The sequence below is a fragment of the Rummeliibacillus sp. NPDC094406 genome, assembly GCF_044763875.1.
Lineage (GTDB): Bacteria > Bacillota > Bacilli > Bacillales_A > Planococcaceae > Rummeliibacillus.
In genome coordinates, this window is the sequence record NZ_JBIWGZ010000005.1 from 127997 (window position 1) to 147638 (window position 19642).

The 19642-nt window shown below is 36.5% G+C and carries 20 protein-coding genes and 1 riboswitch; of the genes, 6 read left to right on the forward strand and 14 right to left on the reverse strand.

What is annotated here, in order from left to right:
* Positions 1-4 precede the first annotated feature (4 nt).
* From ACIQ4I_RS14400 to ACIQ4I_RS14430, 7 genes are all read right to left on the reverse strand, one after another.
* Positions 5-583, reverse strand: a complete 579-nt coding sequence (locus tag ACIQ4I_RS14400) for a bifunctional adenosylcobinamide kinase/adenosylcobinamide-phosphate guanylyltransferase (protein ID WP_403097087.1) — start codon at positions 581-583, stop codon at positions 5-7.
* Positions 556-1644 (reverse strand): pyridoxal phosphate-dependent aminotransferase, encoded by a 1089-nt coding sequence (locus ACIQ4I_RS14405; RefSeq protein WP_403097090.1) that lies wholly within the window; start codon positions 1642-1644, stop codon positions 556-558. Before ACIQ4I_RS14405 ends, ACIQ4I_RS14400 begins: the two co-directional genes overlap by 28 nt.
* Positions 1631-2587 carry an adenosylcobinamide-phosphate synthase CbiB gene (cbiB, locus tag ACIQ4I_RS14410; RefSeq protein WP_403097093.1) on the reverse strand — a complete coding sequence of 319 codons (957 nt, stop codon included), beginning with the start codon at positions 2585-2587 and terminating at the stop codon, positions 1631-1633. The genes ACIQ4I_RS14405 and cbiB overlap by 14 nt, the downstream gene beginning before the upstream one ends.
* A gap of 1 nt (position 2588) precedes the next feature.
* A complete protein-coding gene (locus tag ACIQ4I_RS14415) occupies positions 2589-4064 on the reverse strand; it encodes an adenosylcobinamide amidohydrolase (RefSeq protein ID WP_403097094.1) in 1476 nt (491 codons plus the stop codon).
* A gap of 4 nt (positions 4065-4068) precedes the next feature.
* Positions 4069-5016: a FecCD family ABC transporter permease gene (locus ACIQ4I_RS14420; RefSeq protein ID WP_403097422.1), complete on the reverse strand. Its 948-nt coding sequence runs from the start codon at positions 5014-5016 to the stop codon at positions 4069-4071.
* Positions 5017-5060: 44 nt separating this feature from the next.
* The gene (locus ACIQ4I_RS14425) at positions 5061-6029 is read right to left on the reverse strand and encodes an ABC transporter substrate-binding protein (RefSeq protein ID WP_403097096.1); all 969 of its coding nucleotides are present in this window, start codon (positions 6027-6029) and stop codon (positions 5061-5063) included.
* A gap of 100 nt (positions 6030-6129) precedes the next feature.
* Positions 6130-6324: riboswitch (cobalamin riboswitch) on the reverse strand.
* A gap of 152 nt (positions 6325-6476) precedes the next feature.
* Positions 6477-7016: an NADPH-dependent FMN reductase gene (locus ACIQ4I_RS14430; RefSeq protein ID WP_403097099.1), complete on the reverse strand. Its 540-nt coding sequence runs from the start codon at positions 7014-7016 to the stop codon at positions 6477-6479.
* Positions 7017-7180: 164 nt separating this feature from the next.
* Between ACIQ4I_RS14430 and ACIQ4I_RS14435 the strand changes: the two genes are divergently transcribed.
* On the forward strand, positions 7181-7732 hold the full coding sequence (locus tag ACIQ4I_RS14435) for a DUF4822 domain-containing protein (protein WP_403097101.1): 552 nt from the start codon (positions 7181-7183) through the stop codon (positions 7730-7732).
* 520 nt (positions 7733-8252) lie between these two features.
* Here ACIQ4I_RS14435 and argS read toward each other — a convergent pair.
* Both argS and ACIQ4I_RS14445 read right to left on the reverse strand, forming a co-directional pair.
* On the reverse strand, positions 8253-9920 hold the full coding sequence (gene argS / locus ACIQ4I_RS14440; RefSeq protein ID WP_403097103.1) for an arginine--tRNA ligase: 1668 nt from the start codon (positions 9918-9920) through the stop codon (positions 8253-8255).
* Positions 9917-10357, reverse strand: a complete 441-nt coding sequence (locus ACIQ4I_RS14445) for a YwiB family protein (RefSeq protein ID WP_403097106.1) — start codon at positions 10355-10357, stop codon at positions 9917-9919. Before ACIQ4I_RS14445 ends, argS begins: the two co-directional genes overlap by 4 nt.
* 176 nt (positions 10358-10533) lie before the next feature.
* Here ACIQ4I_RS14445 and ACIQ4I_RS14450 point away from each other — a divergent pair, with 176 nt between their 5' ends.
* Both ACIQ4I_RS14450 and ACIQ4I_RS14455 read left to right on the forward strand, forming a co-directional pair.
* The gene (locus ACIQ4I_RS14450; RefSeq protein ID WP_403097108.1) at positions 10534-10680 is read left to right on the forward strand and encodes a GGDEF domain-containing protein; all 147 of its coding nucleotides are present in this window, start codon (positions 10534-10536) and stop codon (positions 10678-10680) included.
* Between the two features lie 274 nt (positions 10681-10954).
* A complete protein-coding gene (locus ACIQ4I_RS14455; protein ID WP_403097111.1) occupies positions 10955-13009 on the forward strand; it encodes a transglycosylase domain-containing protein in 2055 nt (684 codons plus the stop codon).
* A gap of 356 nt (positions 13010-13365) precedes the next feature.
* On the opposite strand, the gene ACIQ4I_RS14460 is transcribed toward ACIQ4I_RS14455, so the two are convergent.
* Positions 13366-13878, reverse strand: a complete 513-nt coding sequence (locus tag ACIQ4I_RS14460) for a YwhD family protein (RefSeq protein WP_403097114.1) — start codon at positions 13876-13878, stop codon at positions 13366-13368.
* Between the two features lie 68 nt (positions 13879-13946).
* On the opposite strand from ACIQ4I_RS14460, the gene ACIQ4I_RS14465 reads away from it, so the two are divergent.
* Entirely contained in the window at positions 13947-14132 is a 186-nt protein-coding gene (locus ACIQ4I_RS14465) for a 2-hydroxymuconate tautomerase (RefSeq protein WP_397537001.1), read from the forward strand.
* A 344-nt stretch (positions 14133-14476) separates the two neighbouring features.
* Here ACIQ4I_RS14465 and ACIQ4I_RS14470 read toward each other — a convergent pair whose 3' ends face one another.
* The 3 genes from ACIQ4I_RS14470 to ACIQ4I_RS14480 all read right to left on the reverse strand — a co-directional run bounded on the left by ACIQ4I_RS14470 (position 14477) and on the right by ACIQ4I_RS14480 (position 16815).
* Positions 14477-14983 carry a YwgA family protein gene (locus ACIQ4I_RS14470; RefSeq protein ID WP_403097116.1) on the reverse strand — a complete coding sequence of 169 codons (507 nt, stop codon included), beginning with the start codon at positions 14981-14983 and terminating at the stop codon, positions 14477-14479.
* Between the two features lie 24 nt (positions 14984-15007).
* Positions 15008-16306: an HD domain-containing protein gene (locus ACIQ4I_RS14475; RefSeq protein WP_403097118.1), complete on the reverse strand. Its 1299-nt coding sequence runs from the start codon at positions 16304-16306 to the stop codon at positions 15008-15010.
* A 248-nt stretch (positions 16307-16554) separates the two neighbouring features.
* The gene (locus tag ACIQ4I_RS14480; protein ID WP_397536998.1) at positions 16555-16815 is read right to left on the reverse strand and encodes a YuzB family protein; all 261 of its coding nucleotides are present in this window, start codon (positions 16813-16815) and stop codon (positions 16555-16557) included.
* Positions 16816-16983: 168 nt separating this feature from the next.
* On the opposite strand from ACIQ4I_RS14480, the gene ACIQ4I_RS14485 reads away from it, so the two are divergent.
* Positions 16984-17625 (forward strand): RsfA family transcriptional regulator, encoded by a 642-nt coding sequence (locus tag ACIQ4I_RS14485; protein ID WP_403097121.1) that lies wholly within the window; start codon positions 16984-16986, stop codon positions 17623-17625.
* Positions 17626-17863: 238 nt separating this feature from the next.
* Here ACIQ4I_RS14485 and lipL read toward each other — a convergent pair whose 3' ends face one another.
* On the reverse strand, positions 17864-18697 hold the full coding sequence (lipL, locus tag ACIQ4I_RS14490) for an octanoyl-[GcvH]:protein N-octanoyltransferase (RefSeq protein WP_403097123.1): 834 nt from the start codon (positions 18695-18697) through the stop codon (positions 17864-17866).
* Between the two features lie 165 nt (positions 18698-18862).
* Between lipL and hemQ the strand changes: the two genes are divergently transcribed.
* The gene (hemQ, locus tag ACIQ4I_RS14495) at positions 18863-19630 is read left to right on the forward strand and encodes a hydrogen peroxide-dependent heme synthase (RefSeq protein ID WP_403097124.1); all 768 of its coding nucleotides are present in this window, start codon (positions 18863-18865) and stop codon (positions 19628-19630) included.
* The last annotated feature ends 12 nt before the right edge of the window (positions 19631-19642 follow it).

Genomic DNA, 19642 nt, shown 5'->3' on the forward strand with positions numbered 1-19642 from the left:
TTTTCTATTTCCATTGATGAACATGACCATATTCAATTTCGATGGCTTGTGTTGCTTGTTTTATAAACCATTGATGGAGCTTTCCTAAATGTCTTTGATACAGTTGTACTTCCTGATTACTTGATATGGGTTCATCAAGCACTTCATTGGAAACAATGACAATCGGGATTTGCAAAGAATGTAATTGTAAAATAGTATTCTTCATATCATGAATACGTTGCTCCAGCTTCTCGGGGTGTTGCCAATTACAAATACCTGTTTCAAAGCCTTCATAAAATTCATTAGTTAACCAAGTTGTGACACAATCCCATAGCATCACGTCTCCTGGTTGAATGAGATGTAGCAATTTGCTCAGATTCGTTGGTTGTTCAAACGTAACCCAATTTAGTTGTTGTTTTTGTCGATCAATTTGATGTCTCGCTATTCGCTTTTTCATTTCATCGTCAAACCCTACCCCGGTCGCAACATAAACAAGTCGTTTCGCGTGGTTCATATCGGCTAATTGTCGTAATTGTTGTTCAGCATAAGCACTTTTACCACTACGTACGCCACCAGTTATAAAGATGAGCTGTGTTTTAGCCATGAAGTCATCCCCTTCTGTAAAGCCTTCATTGCTTGTTCCTTCTTCATCCCTACTCTAAACCATTCTCCATTCATACCACGGAAATTTTCCGTATGACGAAGGACAAATCCCTTTTGGAGCATCGCATGAAAGAATTCTTTTGAATGTTGTGGTATCGGTATTTGAAAACTAACATAGTTCGTAACACTCTTTGTTGTTTTACAGCCTAGTTGTTGTAAAAAAGCAGTGAATTCTTCTCTACTTTTCTGTGCATAACGAATAGCTTGATCTCGATATTCTCTTTCTTCCAAACATCCTGTACCAATGACAGCTGCTAATCCGTTAATATGCCAATGGGATGTTTTTCTTTGTAAATTTTCAATAATGCTTGGTGATGCAATCATATAGCCTAATCTCACACCAGCAATAGCGTACATTTTTGTCATAGAACGTACAATGATAACATGTGGATTTTCTTCTAAATAGGGAATCATTGATGCGTCTTCATCAATCCAATCGATAAATGCTTCATCTAAAACAATATGACAATTTGCCTTTTTTCCTTCTGTTATGAGCAAAAGGAGCTGTTCTATTGGCGGCAATACACCTGTTGGATTATTTGGCGTACATAAATACAAGACATCCGCCTGTTGCATTTCTTCAATTATTTGGTTGATTGGGAGTTGCCACGTTACGATCTCTTCGACTTCAAGATGAATAATTTCTACATCGTTTGCTGATAAAGTAGCTTCATACTCTGAAAAAGTCGGGTGAATAAGAATGGCACGCTTTTTTTGAAACATTGACGCAAGTAATGAAAAAATTTCCGCAGCCCCGTTACCAAGCAAAACTTGATTAACACGAACGCCATGGTATTTTGCTACAGCTGACAAAAATGGTTGCCCCTGTGGATCTGGATACCGTTCAACAAGATGCTGTAAATCATCCCAATTCTGCCTAATAAATTCCGGCGGTCCTGCAGGGTTAACATTTTCACTAAAATCAATGATTTGTCCGGGTTTTTCAATAGAAAGTTGTTCATATAAAAGATGCGGATTGGCACCATGATTAGGTAACGACAATGAGAATTCCTCCTATGATTACGCCTGTAAGCCAAAACAATGTTGTTACAGCATGCATTTGTTCAATGGCTATTTTAATATGTCTTGGTGCAAGCTCTGTTTCTGGCTCTCCCATTTTTGCTCGTTCAGAAATTACACCTTTATAGCTATTCGTACCACCTAATTGAATGCCAAGTTGATAGGCCGTTGCTGCTTCTAAAAATCCACTATTCGGGCTTGGATGTTTTTTAGCATCTCTTAACCAACCTTTCAAACGATAAGAAAATGGCTGTGACGATTCTTTTTTCGTCCCAATCAACATGAGAAAGCCTGTTATTCTACTTGGTATGTAATTAAAAATGTCGTCTGTATGTGCAGCAACAAATCCAAAGTCACCGTATTTTTCATTTTTATAAGCAACCATGGAGTCGAGCGTGTTCACTGCTTTGTACATCCAGATTCCTGTCGCCCCAAAGAGAAATGCCCAAAACAATGGTGCTGTTACGCCATCACTCGTATTCTCGGAAACCGTTTCGACAACACCTCTCGTTACTTCTGGTACAGAGAGCTTATCGGTATCTCGACCAACAATCCAAGATAGCTTCTCACGGGCCTCTTTCAAATTTCCTTCTACAAGCGGGGTATAGACATCATTTGCTGCTTGTTGTAAGCTCTTTTGTGCAAGTGCAACAGCAATCATCACACTTTCAACTAAAATACCGAAAATCGTTCCTACTGTATATGCCGCAATAACAATTAAATAAGTTACAATTGTGGTGATACCAACAACTACTATAACAAGTAAAAGCCCCTTCATCCTACGAAACTTCCCAATGTTTAATCGTTTTGTTAACCACTGAATTGTATTACCAATCCATCTTATAGGATGAGGCATTTTAGGTGGATCCCCAATTAATCGATCAAGAATTACCCCAAGTGAGCAAGCAATTAAATGTGCAAACATGTTATAGCATTCCTTTCGCACGTTTGTACTCTTGTAATGCAATACGTGTTGTTTCAAATACACCGTGACCAATGAGCTTTCCGATTCCTGTTATGGTTCCTGCATATTCAAAGAACGGTTCTTTTTGTGTAGCAGCAATGAGCACACTATCTGTTGACGTCCCAGTAGCAACCGTATTTGAAATAGTATCTCTTATATCTTCAATTACTAATGCTTTCGTTTTTGCTTCTGTTGCCGTAATCATCGCTTGCATAAAGGATTCATCCGTAAGAGTACCATTAATGAAAACCCATGTATTGATTGTTCCTATATGTGGTTTTTCCGGACGTTCATAGGCTTTTGATACATCAACCGCATTTCCAACACCTGCGGTTACTGCAACAACAATACTACTAATAGTAGAAGAAAACTCTCTAATAACTACATGCTTCGCGGCAACGGCTGTCATCATTGCAACTGTGTTAGAAGGTGAAAAACCGTGTTTCTCTAAATATCGCTTTAATTCTTCATGCGCATCTTCACACATATATTTGATATCTACGGCACGATTAATAAATGTCTGGAACCATCCAAATCCTGCATTATGAACAGCAGATGATACAGTTTTTAATGGAAATGATGTTTGCAACTCAACAAACTCATCACGTACTTTAATTTGCTCGGCTGTAATAGAAGTTGCCTTTTGTATATCATTATGTGGTTTCGGTATTAACGTAATTTGTGGCTTCGGTAGCACTGGATGTGGATAATTTGACACTTCCGTACGATAAACATCCCTAATATGTTTTTCCTTTAATACTTCATGTGGTTCACCTTCTGAATAAATTTGCCCGTCCTCAAGTAAGATCAACTGATCACAATAGAGTGAGGCTAAATTTATATCATGAAAAATAGAAACAACCGTCAGACCATTATGTACAACTTCATGCCGAATCATATCCATCAATCTTCTTTGATGTTCGATATCTAAATGATTTGTTGGTTCGTCTAATAGTAACAAATCTGAGCGCTGTGCTAATGCTTGTGCAACAAAGGTTCGTTGCTGTTCTCCACCAGAAAGAAACTCTAAATTTTGATTATCATATTGAGCAATACCTGTTTGTTGCATTGCTTCTGTAACTGCTTCTTCATCCTCTTTCGACCATGTTGAAAACCAGCTACTTTGATGTGGGTAACGACCAATTGATACTGTTTCACGAACAGAATGTGAAAAAGCATGAGCATGCAATTGTGGCAACACAGCCATTTTACGCGCTAATTCCTTTGTGGAATAATCCTTCAAGTTTTTGCCATCAATTTGAACAGTTCCAGAAGTAGCAGGTAAAATCCCGCTTATCACTTTGATTAGAGTGGACTTTCCACTACCATTCGGTCCTAGAATTCCGATAAACTTCCCCTTATCAACTGTAAACGAAATATCTTTTACAATTGGCTTCTTGGAATCATAACCACCACTAAGTTGTTTTACAGCAAGCATACTATTACGCCCCCTTCATTCTACGTTGACGGAAGAAAATATAAGCAAAAACTGGTGCCCCAATAAACGATGTAATCACACCGATCGGTAACTCTGTAGGTGCAATAACTGTTCGTGCTATCAAATCGCATAGAATAAGTAACGATGCACCATTAATAAAAGATAATGGAATTAAATGACGATGATCTGTTCCAAATAAAAGTCGTGTTATATGTGGCACAACTAAACCAACAAAACCAATCGTGCCAGATACTGCTACAGCAGAGCCCGTTAACATAGAACCACCGAGTAATAGCATCCACTTACTTCTCTTCACATTTACACCTAAATACTTTGCTCGTTCTTCACCAAACAGCATGGCATTCAGTTCACGTCGATTAAGCCATAATAAAATTGTTCCGAAAGTAATAAACGGCAAAATCATTTTGATATATGGCCATCCTCTCATCGATACACTACCCATTAACCAATCAATAATTTGGCGAAGTTCTTCTCCTGTTAAGGCAATCATCAATGATATCACGGAACTTAAAAAAGAACTCACAATAATCCCTGTTAAAATAAGGGTTTCCATTTTCATCGTACGATCGACTAATTTAGCAAACCCTAAAACAACAAACATTGCAAAGAGCGCCCCTATCATGCTGAAAGTTGGTAATGTGAAGATACCTAAAATAGGGGTTGAAATACTGAAAAAGAGCGTCATCACGGCGCCTACTGAGGCACCTGATGACACTCCTAACGTGTATGGATCTGCAAGTGGATTTTTTAACAATCCTTGAAAGGCAGTTCCTGCAACGGCTAATGCTGCTCCAACAAGTCCTGCTAAAATTACTCTAGGCATTCGAATGTTCCATAAAATATTCGTTGCTGTTTCATCCACTCCAATATTCCATAACGTACTGATTGGCACCTTTACGGAACCAACGGAAATACCGAGCCATATACTCATCAATAGGATGATTACAGCTACGATATAACCGACTATGATCTTTTTCACTTAAACGCCTCTGGGTAAACAGCCTTCGCTACTTCCTCTAACCCTTCAGCAAGGCGAGGACCTGTACGAGCTGTTAAATTTTGATCTACTAGCACAACTGCGTTATTTTTAACAGCAGTAATACTGTCAAAGCCTGGACGTTTTTTTACTTTCTCTACGATATTTGGAACATAATCTTCCATCACAATAATAGTATCGGGATTACGTTTGACAATTTGCTCTGGATCAATTTTAAACCAACCTGATTGATCATCCGCAACATTTTTTATATTCGCTAAGTTGAAGATTTCTTGCATAAATGTATCTTTACCTGCTGTGTAAATATTAGGTACATCTGATGTTTCAACAAAAGCAGTACGTTGTTTAACATTCGCTACTTTATCTTGTACTTCTTTTACTTTCGCTTTCATATCAGCAACGATTTTATCCGCTTTTTGTGGTTGATTTGTAATTTGACCGATTTGTTTGATGGTGTCATATGTTTCTTCAAAGTTTGTTGCATTTTTTACGACAAAAACGGTAATCCCTGCATCTTTCAATTGTTGTAATCCCGATTCAATTGACTTTGCATTCGATTCATGTGCAAATACGACATCTGGTTTTAAGCTTAGTACTTTTTCAATGTTAATTTTCTGCATATCGCCTACTTTTTCTTTTTTGGTAGCAGCTTTTGGATAATCATCGTTATCACTTACACCAACGATTTTGTCGTCTAAACCTAGTGCGAATAAGATTTCTGTATTACTTGGGATCAGTGATACGATTTTTTTCGGTTCTTCTTTTAATTCTACCTCATTCCCAAGCGCATCTTTTACTGTCATAGGGTATGTAGCTGTTTTGTCCGTAGTTTGAGTAGTCTTTTCACTTTTTTCAGTTGATGATTTTTGAGTTTCGCTTTGATTGCATCCAACAAGTAGAACAAACGCCATTGTTAGTAAGAAACCCAGTTGCCAAATTTTTTTCACAAAAATGCCTCCTCCATAAAAAATGCCTCTCGTATTTTTGAGAGGCATCATGATTCCAGTATATTCAAGTACACTAGCACCCACTCTATCCTCGTAGTTATTTGGTGATCTGAGTTCGGCAGGTATCCTGGCTTGTGTTCATCGCGCATCGTGCCTTCCCAAAAAATCAATTCTTTTTAGTGGCCGTTTACGAGTTGCTCACACTTACAGTGGCGGGACCGCATCGGATTTTCACCGATTTCCCTTTTCACTCAACATTTGGTATATGTCGAGAACCGTACTTCTTTATATATTGAATTGTTTATCATTATACCGAATATTTGGTTTTTGTGAAAGATAAGTTTTGGCAATTGTTTTTTCTCTAAATAACAAATTACATATAAAATAAACAGCAGTTAGCTTCTCTTCTAGGAGATTTTACTGCTGTTCACGATTATCATGCATAAATTAATATTGTTTCATCCACTTTAAAAAGTTACCAACTATTTTATCTAAAAATTGAACCGTTCCTTCTTCTGTTAGATTTCCTGAATCATCAAATTTCGTGTGCACAGCCCCAATATATACATCATTGCCTATTAGTATTGGAGATGATAATCCTATTGAAAATAAAATGTCGCGTAAATGCATTTGTGCTTTCGCAGTTCCCAATACTCCCATCGAAGCACCCATAATCCAAGAAGGTTTACCAATCATGACTTGATCTACTCGTGATAGCCAATCGATTGCATTACCCAATACTCCCGGAATGGACCCATTATACTCTGGTGTTACCCAAAGTACCGCATCGGCAGCTTTTACCTTCGCTTTAAAATCTACAACAGATTGCGGTGGATCATTTTCGTTATCTTGATTGTACATAGGTAAATCATTTAAAGTTAAGACTTCCATGTCAAACTTATCTGCATTATGTTTTTTTACAAATTCAGCTAGTTTTTTGTTATATGAATCTTTTCGGATACTACCTACAATTGCAACAACTTTCATAATGATTCCTCCCAAAATAGAATTCAACATATCATTCTCTTTTTTATATTTTTTATACCTCCAGCTGGATTATCGCCACAATACTCAAAGAGGTTGAATGAGAAGTATTAAAACTCTATAAATTGGTAACATTGGTACTGGTAGTAAATTAAGGAGGCTGAAATATGAAAAAAGTATTGATGGTACTTGTCCTAGTAAATATGTTAATTTTATCTGCTTGTCAATGGCAAGGATTCGGTAAACAAGATATTACTACAGGTAGTAAAAATGGAACAAAAATACCCGTTAATTCAGAAGTAAAGGGTATTGAAGAGTCAACGTTAAATACAGGAGTAAAAATTGCAAAGATTCTCGGAAGTACAACTTGGCAAGGAACAAAAGTATATGATAAAAATAATAATGATTTAACACAACAAAACACAAACTTCATTGCCCTTGCAAAATATGACGATAAAACATCGAGATACGAATTCTATGATAAAACATCAAAAGATAGCCGCGATAATGGAACTTTCTTTATCACGAATAGTGGAAAATTTCGTATTCTCAAATCTAAATCTAAAGGAACACAAAGTGTTGTAGAGTTAACAGAAGTAACTGAGGAAAAATACACTTATAAAAGAATGGGGAAAGATGCAAACGGAAATGATGTAGAAGTTTTCGTGGAACATATACCTTATACCGAAGGTAAACTTGCTTTTTCTGAATCAGAATAAACATTAGAGGAAATGATATTATCACAATTCCATTTTACTAAATTGAAACAGTAATTCACTCCGTAACAAAAATAGAATTTCGCCTTATCAAGATCAAAATAAAGAAAAAAAGTAAATAAAAGGACATTACATAACTAAATATGTAATGTCCTTTCTTATATTTCTGGAACAAGTGCCAGTGTTGGACCGACGCAGCGTTTAACACTTAGATTATCCGGCTTCGGACACTAGCTTTTCGGGCCAGATAACCCTCCTCGGACGGGGCACAAAAAGCGCCCCTCTGTCGGAGGAACATTTGCCTCGCAGGGATGCGAGGGCGTTCGGCGTTGCCACAGGAAGTGGCGAACTTAGCCGAACTTCCTTTCATAAAGCTAAACGAGCGCCTTCAGTACTTAATATTATCCGGCTTCGGACGCTAGCTTTTCGGGCCAGATAACCCTCCTCGGACGGGGCAAAAACGCCCCTCTGTCGGAGGAACATTTGGCCGATAAAGCTGATCGAGCGTCCTCAGCACTTAATATTACATTTTTTCTGGTGCAGAAACTCCGATTAATTTTAGTGCATTTGCGACTGTTATGCGGACTGCTGTGATTAGGGCTAGGCGTGCTTCAGAGCGGTCTTTGTTTTCAGCATCTAGAACTTTTTCTGCATTGTAGAAGCTGTGGAATGTTGCTGCTAATTCTTGGATGTAGTTTGCAATACGGTGTGGTGCGCGTACGCGTGCTGCATCTGCTACGACTTGTGGGAAGTCACCAACTTTTTTCAATACTTCAATATCTTTTTCTGATGATAATGTGTCAAGATGTTCAGTTGAAGGTGCAAGACCTTTTTCTGATGCTTGACGTAAGATTGAACTAATACGTGCGTGTGCATATTGTGCATAGTATACTGGGTTTTCATTTGATTGTTTAACAGCCAAATCTAAATCGAAATCTAAGTGAGTATCGCCAGCACGCATTGCAAAATTGTAGCGTACTGCATCTAATCCTACTTCTTCTACTAGTTCACGTAATGTTACTGCATTTCCTGTACGTTTAGACATTTTGACCTTTTCACCATCACGAAGAAGGTTAACCATTTGGATTACTTCTACTTCTAATGTGTCACGGTCATATCCAAGTGCTTCGATAGCTGCTTTCATACGTGGGATGTAACCGTGGTGGTCTGCTCCCCAAATATTGATCAGTTTATCAAAGCCACGACGTAATTTATCTTCATGGTATGCGATATCTGGTGTTAGATAAGTGTAAGAACCATCTGATTTGATAAGTACGCGATCTTTATCATCACCGAATGGAGTAGAACGGAACCAAGTTGCACCATCTTGTTCAAACACATGACCATTGTCTTTTAGTTTTTGAAGTGCAATTTGTACCTTACCTTCTTTGTATAAAGAAGTTTCAGAGAACCATACATCGAAATCTACACGGAAGTCTTTTAAATCTTTTTGAAGTTTACCGAACTCGTGTTTTAAACCATGTTCACGGAAGAATTCAAAACGTTCTTCATCCGATTTTTCTAATACATCTTTGCCAAATTCTTTAGATAATTCTTGAGCAATTACGATGATATCTTTACCATGGTAACCATCTTCAGGCATATTAGATTCTAAACCTAGCGCTTCACGGTAGCGTGCTTCTAAAGATTTTGCTAATTTTGTAATTTGGTTCCCCGCATCATTGATATAGTATTCACGTGATACATTGTAACCTGCAAAATCTAAAACATTACATAGAGAATCACCAACAGATGCTCCACGTGCGTGCCCTAAGTGTAAATCGCCAGTAGGGTTTGCAGATACGAACTCAACTTGGACTTTTTCTTCTTTGCCAGCATTGGTACGGCCATAATCTAAACCTTGATTAAGAACAGTTGTTACGACTTCAGCTAAATAATCTTTGCGTAAAGTGATATTCATGAATCCTGGGCCTGCGATTTCTATTTTTTCAATATTTGTACCTTCTGTATCAAGGCTTGCTAAAATAGCTTCTGCGATAGCACGTGGTGGTTTTTTTGCTAATTTTGTAAGTTGCATCGCAATATTTGTTGCGTAGTCACCGTTTTCTTTGTTTCTTGGTGTTTCTAAGTGAATGTTCAATGCACTTGTATCTTCTACAAGTTCTGCTTTTTGAATCGCTGCAACAAGCGCTTCTTTAACGGCTTGTTGAACTTGTTCTACTGCATTCATTTATTTCCCTCCGTATAGTTCAGTTCTAAAGCATAGTCTCCGACAGATTGTCCGCCGATTAGTAGTTCATATTGCAAATAAAATCGACCGTTTTGTAAAGATTCGGACGGTTCGAATTTAATCTCTTTCGTTAGAGTAACGATTGGTAATTGTCCATATTCACTATTGTAGTGACCCTTTTGTGCTTGTCCAAGTACAAATGGCATGCGCATTTTAATATCGCCATTGCGGATGATAATGGCATCTTCTTGACCAAATCGTAGAGTCGTTTGCATGTGCTGTCCTTCTTGTACTTCTTCATAGCGCAAATAAATTTGATCACGTTTTTGCATAATCGTACCCTCAGACCATAGTTCATACTGCTCGGGCTTTGTATCTTGTTGTGTAATGGTTGTTATTACTTTTAATTTTACGGGTGCTGTAAGTGCATCTGACATTTTACGACGCCTCCGTTTTCTTCTTAATATAACCTTTTTATTATAGGATAGGATTACACTTGTTTTCAAGATACAACATTCTAATAGATGCTTATTATTTCTATAAAACATAGATAATACTACATTTTATATTGTTTTTTGCCAAAATACGGATTATTTTCTAAGAGCTTTGTTTAATGAATACTATAATGGATGGACATAAAATTTCAATTACCATCTCTATCGGCATTGCTAACTTCCCCGATAACAGAAAAAGTATTTCAGAACTTGTAACAGCAACAGACCGGGCTTTGATGCAAGCAACCTCACAAGGTAAAAACTAAATTATTCATTATAATAATATTCACATTTAGATTAAATGATAGATGTCGATTACCAAATGGTAATTGGTATCTTTTTTTATTTTATTTAAACTCTAGGTCATTTCATCATCTCGTGATTGAAGTGCAAGCACCCACTTCGCGTGAAGAACATTTGACCGACAAAACTTAGCGAGTCGCCTCCGCTTTTATTTGTCAAATTTCGTGGTTTTCTTCCGTTTAGTTTATCCAAACACTTCACATACTAGATTCTAACAATAAGAAAGGAAGCGATTGAATGAACCGAGCTGAATATCATCGGCAGCGGAAAAAGAAGCTAAGACTACGGCAAATAATAGTTTGGGTTATTGTGTGCGGCTCAGCATTTGCAACCGCTCTGTTCTCACTCCGCATATATGCTCAAATTACAGGAGCTCCTTCCTTAACTGTCCCGAAAGCAACTATTTTCTTAGATGCAAATGGAGATCAAATAGGAGATAAGTTTTCACAGCAAAGACGCTACTGGGTAGGTCTTGATGAAATTTCTCCCTTCGTAACCGAAGCACTTATCGCTACGGAGGACCAGAATTTTTATAATCATCATGGGTTTGACTACACTCGTATTGCGGGAGCTTTACTAAAAGACTTAAAAGCTATGGGAAAAGTAGAAGGTGCCAGTACAATTACACAACAGTATGCAAGGAACTTGTATCTTTCACATGATAAAACGTGGCTAAGAAAAATAAATGAAGCCCTATATTCTTATCGTTTAGAAACTTTTTACGATAAAGATAAAATACTTGAAGGTTACTTAAATACAGTTTACTTTGGGCATGGAATGTATGGAGTTGAGGCAGCGAGCAGGTACTACTTTGCTAAATCTGCCAAAGATTTAACGCTTGGAGAAGCAGCCTCATTAATCGCAATACCAAAAGGCCCTAGTATTTACTCGCCACTTGCTAATGAAGAAAAAAATCATGGAAGACAACAACTTATATTATCAATAATGCAAAAACAAAATATGATATCAAAAGATGCAAAGGAACGCGCACAACAAGAAAAACTAACTTTCAAATATGATGAATGGGACAATGAAAAATCGAATGCACCATACTTTATCGATACAGTATGGGCAGAAGCTCAAAAAATATTAGAGAAGAGTGGCCGAAGAATTGAAGAAGGTGGATGGACCATTCAAACAACATTAAATCCTTATCATCAACAAGCAGCTGAAGCAGCAATTGAAAAAAATCTACCTAAATCAGGACTTGAGGTTGGTTTTGTCAGCATGGATCCGAAAACTGGTTATATTACAGCATTAGTTGGTGGAAGTCAGTATGTTAAAAGTCCATTTAATCGTGCTATACAAGCTAAAAGACAACCTGGTTCAGCTATTAAACCATTCTTGTATGCTACTGCTTTAGAAAATAATTTCTCACCTTTAACATTTATGAATACAGAACAAACCATCTTCACATATGATGGTGGACGCTCTGAATACGAGCCAAAGAATGTAAATGGAAAATTTGCAAATCATCCATTATCAATGGCACAAGCTATTGCGATTTCAGACAATATTTATGCAGTTAAAACGTTTGAAGAAGTTGGCTATCGTAAATTCAAACAAATGTTAGATCGTTTTGGGATAGGCCAAACTGTACAAAATACACCATCGGTAGCTTTAGGCACAACGGAAGTTTCCTTGAAAGATATTACTTCTGCATATAATACTATCGCTGCAGGTGGGGTTAAGAGAACTCCTATTACCGTTTTATCTATCAAAGATGTAGATGGTAAAGTTATTTACAAATTAGATAAACATAAAGAATCAAAAAGAATATTGAAAAAAGACGATGCATTCATTTTGACACAATTAATGACGGGCATGTTCGACCCTGTATTTAATGATTATGCTCCTGCAACGGGCATTAGCCTTCGAAACAAACAAACAAGACCGTATGCTGCAAAATCTGGAACAACTATTACAGATCAAATGATGATTGGGTTCTCTCCTTCATTAACAGCTGGTGTTTGGAATGGTTATGATCAAGGAAAACAAATGACAAGCGACGCAGATAGTCGTGCTACGAAGCAAATTTGGATTGACTTTATGGAAAAAGCGCAAAAAGATATGGCTAGTGAACCTTTTATCGCGCCAAATGGAGTTGAAGCAGCAATCGTCGATGTAGAAACAGGTGGTATTGCAACAAAAAGCTGTAGTAGACAACGAGTTGTTTATCTAAAGAAAAAAGATGTTCCAAAGAAAAAATGTACAGATCCAACCATATTAAAAGATTTAACGAAAGATACTGATGAATCGTGGAGTCTATTTCCGTTTTCGTTCTTTGAATAATTTTTAACAAGTTAAAGCTTTGCCTTCAGTTTGTTTGACTGTTGGCAAAGCCTTTTGCATTAACCCTAATTACTAATGAGCATCAAAACATCATAGTCCTAAATAAAAAGCTTCCAATCCAACAGAGTCCGTTATCCATTGGAGTGAAAGCTTTTTTGCTTACGGAAATATGAGAAACATGGAGCATTAGGCTTGGTCTTTTACAAAATGCCACATAACACTTCTGCAAATTCTATAAGCATTTGTCCTAGCCTACTTTTGTAAGCTTTGTTTTAAGTTTACTTCCTTTCCATGACAGTTTCAACTATGTATTGAAAAGCTTAGAAAATGTCATAGATAATTCAAGGAATCACACTCTAAAACCCTAATTCTTTACGTAGAATAGAATCACTTTGTTGCCACATTTCTTCGTTAAAGTTCTTTAAGAATTCTCCTAACACTTGTTTAGAAGACGCATCCATATGATCTACGATAATGTGTCGTTTCATTGATTTATCCATTTTATTAACATGGTCTGCTAGTATTTTATAGCCACGGCGTTTTTCACGATTAACAACCATTTCACACGCTGTTACACCAGCATAATATGCGCCTTCTGGTTTTTGTTCGATAGTGACCCAAACTAACCAATATGGTTTTCCACCTTCTGAGTCGGTACGGTCTGTTGTAAATTTTATCCCTTTTTCTACTGCACTACGAGCATGCATAGCACCGATATCAACTTCTGCTGTTTTTTCGTTGATATCGATAATAACCGGTGAAACATTTTCAAGTGATAGTGATCCGATGCCAAATCCTTTGTGACCATCAGTTGGATTGTTTTTTATAATTGTAAATTCCATTTTTTTAGATTTTTCTTCATTTGCCATTTCGCTAAATCCCTCCGTTCTGTTATTATAACGAATATACACTATATTTTACACGAGGAGGACTTAGAATGCCTGTAGTTACTATTAAAATGATTGAAGGTCGTACAGACGAACAAAAACATAACCTAGTTGAAAAAGTAACAGAAGCCATTTCAGAAACTGTCAATGCTCCAAAAGAAAATGTAACAATTATCATTGAAGAAATGAAAAAAGAACACTATGCTATCGGTGGCGTTCGAAAAAGCGAACAATAATAATCTCGTTTTGGATTTATATCGTATACAAAAAGCCACATATAAGTATGTGGCTTAGCCTGTAGATGAACTAGAAATATTATAGTCTACAGGTTTTTTCTTTTTTATTTTAAGATGATCAAACTTAGTATTCCGCTCCAGATGGCGCTTTCCGCGGGCGAGCGGTGAGCCTCCTCGGAAGCTAAAACATTGTGCTCCTGCATCGCTTCGCTAGCTTCGTCGCAGGAGTCGCCATCTTCCGCTTCATAGACATTCTATTCTAATTGATAATAGCCTAAAATAATGCCTAAAAAAGTGAGTGTATCCGACAGAAAAATCGAATACACTTTTTATTGATCAAAAAATTAGTTGACTTTAAATTGGGAAATTGCGCCAATTATTTCAAAAGCGTCATCCATTTCTTGTTCTGTAAAATTTAATTTTCCTTTTACGACATGTATCTTTTCAATTTGTTCATTTTTAGGTAATTCATCAAAGTACAACAATGTTGATACAAGCTCTAAGAATCTTGCACTTTTATTATTCAATATATCAACAATTTGACCTAAATTTTGTTGCTCCTCGCACAAAGCATTAGAAAAGTCTTTCCCTTTATCTGTTACCTTATAGCAATATTGAACATATGAACCCTTGTCCTCCATTTGCTCTGTTAAAAAGCCCATCGTACATAGTTCTTCCACGCGTAATGTTAACTCTTCTGAATAAGGACCATAGATGTGAAAATGATATTTTTCATGGAATGGAAATTGCATTTTCTTTGCGATATAAACCATCTTTTGTAATTTTTTACGACCAGTGACTTGTTTTGCTAACGACACAAATTGTACAACTTTTGCGTGTTCTTCTAGCACATTTTTTCTCCTCCCTGAGAAGATTTATCCTCTCAACACATTTAGTATTTGTTTTCGTAATGTTTTTTGTTTTCCGTTTTGTAATAATGCATCTTCTGGAAAATATAATTTATGATCTGATCGACGTTTACCTGAGACCGCATCAACAATTTCAGAACAACGGGATAATTCTTTAATATCTCCATTTGGCATTAATAATTGTATAGGTACACGTTCTTCCTCTTCACCCGGACGATAGAAATCATATGGTAAATCAGATATTGAATCATGCACTAAATAATATTTAGGATTCATCCCCGCTTGGATAAATAAATCTTCCAAATCTCTTAGCTTTTCATATTCATTTGCTGGATCGAATTCAATGTATTTAAATAGCTTTCTATTTATAAAACGGCGACTTAAATCACTTAATATCGGATCATTTTCTTTTGTCCACATTTGGAAATAGGTCAATAGAATACTTTCATCTAGTGAAATATAATCTTCCAACTCAATTTTGTTATTAAAAAATGCCTTAAAATGAGTAGGTTCTTGGATAAATTTATAATTCTCTTTGCTTAATTCTTTTGCACGATGAAGGATTTTGGTTAAAATTACTTCTGCACTTCGAGATACAGGGTGAAAGTAAACTTGCCAGTACATTTGATAGCGACTCATAATATAATCTTCAACAGCATGCATACCACTCGATTTAATCACTACTTGTTCTTCTTGCGGACGCATAACACGCAGTATTCTTTCCATATCAAAGTGACCATAGCTAACGCCTGTAAAATACGCATCTCTTTGTAAATAATCCATGCGGTCTGCATCAATTTGACTGGATATCATACTGACCACTTGTTTGTTTGCGTATGTTTTGGCAACGACATCTGAAACCTTTTGTGGAAAATCAGGTGCGACACGAGTTAATACTTCATTTACCTCTGTGTTCCCCTTGATAATCGCTCTTGTAAATTCTTCATGGTCAAGGTCAAAAACATGTTCAAATGCATGCGAAAATGGACCATGACCTAAATCATGTAATAAAGCTGCACATAGTACGACTAAACGTTCGCTTTCATCCCATTCTGGTCTACCCTTGAACACATCATCAACCATTCGACGTACAATTTCATAAACTCCTAAAGAATGACTAAACCGACTGTGTTCTGCTCCATGGAAAACTAAATAAGTTGTCCCAAGTTGTTTAATACGACGTAAACGTTGAAATTCTCTTGTACTGATTAAATCCCAAATTACTTGGTCTCGGACATGTATATAGCGATGAACTGGATCTTTAAATACTTTTTCTTCTGCTAATTTTTTTGTCGCATAACTCAAATTTGGCACCTCCGCTCACTCTCTTAAAAAGTTTCATGATGTACTATATTTTTTCATTATAAATGAAAAAACCACCTTATTAAAAGGTGGAAAAAGTCGTGTTATGAAGAATTTTTTGATATATTTCTATTAATCCAGATTTAGGCGCTAGTACTTCGAGTCATTTCAGTTCCTCGTTTGAAAACCGGAAAAACGTTTTGATTCGGGATTTCTAATGATTTTCTAGTCTGAATAAGCATTCTCCACTTTTAGATTTTTTCTTGATAACTCTCTGGTAATTTGTGTTGTGATTTCAATTTGGCGATAATTTTAGGCATTAACTCTTCTTCTGTATGTGCTGCACATGGACGATTATTGACGATTGTGAATGTTTTACGAAGTCCAGGCCCACAATAAGATTGGCATTTAATATCTATCGTTGCATCAGGATCTATTGCCTTCAGCTTTGGAATTAATGTTTTTAAATTAACGGCCTGACATTCATCGCAAACACGAAATTCGTTTGCCATCTTGTCTACAACCCTTTCTATATCTCAGTTTAAAGTCTATGTAATAGTGTATCGTATTTTCTATCTTTCATTCAAGACATAATACTCACAAAACTATTATAAGTTTATGAATAAAAAAGATAAAAACTGTCTACGCTAATCCTATGAATCATATAGGAGGTTTAAAAAATGAAAACTAGACAAGATGCTTGGTTACATGAAAATGATGAATTATTAGCTGAAGCTGTATTACGTCATGTTAAAGAAGGGAGTACACAACTCACCGCTTTTGAAGAAGCAGGTGATGCGTTGAATCGTACTGCTGCTGCTTGCGGTTTCCGTTGGAATGCAGTGGTTCGTAAAAACTATGAGAAAGAACTATCTCTTGCAAAAAAAGAGCGTAAGGAAAGAATGCGTATTTATGGTACGTCAGCTCGTAGAAGAACAGCTGGACTCTATTTACTACCAAATGAAAAACATCCTGAAGTAACGCGTACGATTCCACTTTCTGCAATGTCAATTGATCTTGTAATAGCATACTTAATGCGTTTACAACAAAGTGATTTCCACGATGAAGAAGTGACAAGATGGCGTCATTTAGCAAATATAGCAAACGACAAAGCATCACGATTAGAAAAAGAAGTACTCCGTTTAGAGAAAGAACATCGTAATATGAAAAAAGATTACGATCAATTTATGCACGTAATGAACCGCGCAAGACGTTTAATGACACTTGGCACAGAAGATGAACATATTGCACCTGTTTTTACAATGGAGCGAAATGGAAATCTTGTTAAAAAAGATGATGCATCTGTTGGTGTCGAGGAATGAATGAAAAAACCTGATTGCTAAACTTAAAAGTTTAGCAATCAGGTTTTTTTGCGTTCTCCTGCGGTTACTCTTCACAAAAAGGTTGTCCAAGAAGCTTTTGAACAATTTCTTTAGAATGCTATTTTAATGGGTACTGTTTTTTCAATATTAACGATCATATATTAACAGCGCATTATAGAAAATAAAATAGCAAATTTCCCGGGAAATCGACAGCATGAGAGAAATAATACCGAAGGAATTAATCTTTTGACAGCATAGATTGATTTCTGTCGAGAACTCTTTTTAAATAAAATGTATATAAATCCAATTCATCTGCTTGCAATGTACCTATTTTTAGTTCATCACATAGAGTTGCTAATAATTGTTGTAACTCTATTACGGTTTGCTGCACTGTTAGCTGTTCATCTAGTAGTTCACATAGTGAAGCCATTACCTCTGGGTGAATAACAGGATATTTAAACTTCGTTTCTTCCCCTTGCAAACTAACCTTATAGAAATCTCGTATAAGTTCTGCTCTTTCTACTCCGCTTCCTTCAATACATAGATAGATTTGTACCGCAATTCCTTGACGCAAACGTCTTTGTGAAATCCCTGCAAACTTTTTGCCATCAATACTTAAATCATACGAACCTGGGCAATATGAACCCACAATTTCATATGCTTCAATTTTATCCGCAGCTTGAGGAAATAATCGCTTAATTAACTCAACCATAATATCGTAACCTGCATTAATATCAATTTTATTCTCTCGTTCAGATAAAACAATTGAAATGTTCAATACCCCTGGGTCTAATACGACAGCTAGCCCCCCTGAATTACGTACAATGGGTGCAAACCCTCTCTTTGTTAATAATTCCATCCCTTCTTGAATATGTGGTAAACGGTGATCTTGAATACCAAGAACAACCGATTCATCATGAACCCACGTTCTAATGGTGGATGGTGATTGACTTTGACCTACTAATTGGCATAGTGTATCATCTGCCGCAAATGATTCTAATGGCGAATGACCTTTTCCACTTACAGATTGATCCCAAAAACGCCAAACTGATTGTTGTAAATAATCCTTCATCGTTCATTCTCCTGAATTAATTTTATGTTGGTATAATAAGCATACATGATTTAGCCAAATATCTCATGTCAAATTCATGAAACTAAAGCGTTCTAGATACTTCTACTACGCATTTATGTTAAAATCAAAGGGAATGATTCTCAATAAAAGGGAGTGTCCACACTTATGATCGAAGCAGCACAAACACTAGATGGCTGGTACGTATTACATGATTTCCGTTCAATCGATTGGGCTTCTTGGAAATTAGTTTCTGAAGAAGAACGTCAAGCAGCAGTTGATGAATTTATCAATTATCTAGAAAAAATTAACGAAGCTGATATTGCGAAAACTGGTAGTCATGCTTTCTACTCTATTCTGGGTCAAAAAGCAGACTTCATGTTAATGACGATGCGCGAAACAATGGAAGAACTACAAGATCTTGAAAACGAATTCAACAAATTAGCTATTGCTGATTTTACAATTCCTACTTATTCTTATGTATCTGTAGTTGAACTTTCTAACTACTTAGCAGGAAAACAATCTGGTGATGAACCAGCAGAAGATCCATATCAAAACCCACATGTTCGTGCACGTTTATATCCTGAACTACCACGTTGGGAACATATTTGCTTCTACCCTATGGATAAACGCCGTCAAAAAGGCGCTAACTGGTACATGATGGAAATGGATGCACGTCGTGAATTAATGCGTTCTCACGGTTTAATCGGCCGCAGTTATGCAGGTAAAGTAAAACAAATCATCTCAGGTTCTATCGGTTTTGATGATCATGAATGGGGCGTTACATTATTTGCTCATGACGTATTAGAATTTAAAAAATTAATCTACGAAATGCGCTTTGATGAAGTTTCAGCTCGCTACGCTGACTTCGGTGAATTCTTCGTTGGCAACATTATGGATAACGAAAAATTAGTAAAATACTTAGCTGTTAAATAATGAATGAAAAAG

Bases quoted from the DNA above. Each gene is read 5' to 3' on its own strand.
- ACIQ4I_RS14460 (WP_403097114.1), bottom strand. From the start codon at position 13,878: ATGGCAAATGAAGAAAAATCTAAAAAAATGGAATTTACAATTATAAAA.
- lipL (WP_403097123.1), bottom strand. From the start codon at position 18,697: ATGAAGGATTATTTACAACAATCAGTTTGGCGTTTTTGGGATCAATCT.
- hemQ (WP_403097124.1), top strand. From the start codon at position 18,863: ATGATCGAAGCAGCACAAACACTAGATGGCTGGTACGTATTACATGAT.
- ACIQ4I_RS14415 (WP_403097094.1), bottom strand. From the start codon at position 4,064: ATGCTTGCTGTAAAACAACTTAGTGGTGGTTATGATTCCAAGAAGCCA.
- ACIQ4I_RS14480 (WP_397536998.1), bottom strand. From the start codon at position 16,815: ATGGCAAACGAATTTCGTGTTTGCGATGAATGTCAGGCCGTTAATTTA.
- ACIQ4I_RS14400 (WP_403097087.1), bottom strand. From the start codon at position 583: ATGGCTAAAACACAGCTCATCTTTATAACTGGTGGCGTACGTAGTGGT.
- ACIQ4I_RS14445 (WP_403097106.1), bottom strand. From the start codon at position 10,357: ATGTCAGATGCACTTACAGCACCCGTAAAATTAAAAGTAATAACAACC.
- ACIQ4I_RS14465 (WP_397537001.1), top strand. From the start codon at position 13,947: ATGCCTGTAGTTACTATTAAAATGATTGAAGGTCGTACAGACGAACAA.
- ACIQ4I_RS14435 (WP_403097101.1), top strand. From the start codon at position 7,181: ATGAAAAAAGTATTGATGGTACTTGTCCTAGTAAATATGTTAATTTTA.
- ACIQ4I_RS14450 (WP_403097108.1), top strand. From the start codon at position 10,534: ATGAATACTATAATGGATGGACATAAAATTTCAATTACCATCTCTATC.
- argS (WP_403097103.1), bottom strand. From the start codon at position 9,920: ATGAATGCAGTAGAACAAGTTCAACAAGCCGTTAAAGAAGCGCTTGTT.
- ACIQ4I_RS14455 (WP_403097111.1), top strand. From the start codon at position 10,955: ATGAACCGAGCTGAATATCATCGGCAGCGGAAAAAGAAGCTAAGACTA.
- ACIQ4I_RS14485 (WP_403097121.1), top strand. From the start codon at position 16,984: ATGAAAACTAGACAAGATGCTTGGTTACATGAAAATGATGAATTATTA.
- ACIQ4I_RS14430 (WP_403097099.1), bottom strand. From the start codon at position 7,016: ATGAAAGTTGTTGCAATTGTAGGTAGTATCCGAAAAGATTCATATAAC.
- cbiB (WP_403097093.1), bottom strand. From the start codon at position 2,587: ATGTTTGCACATTTAATTGCTTGCTCACTTGGGGTAATTCTTGATCGA.
- ACIQ4I_RS14420 (WP_403097422.1), bottom strand. From the start codon at position 5,016: ATGAGTATATGGCTCGGTATTTCCGTTGGTTCCGTAAAGGTGCCAATC.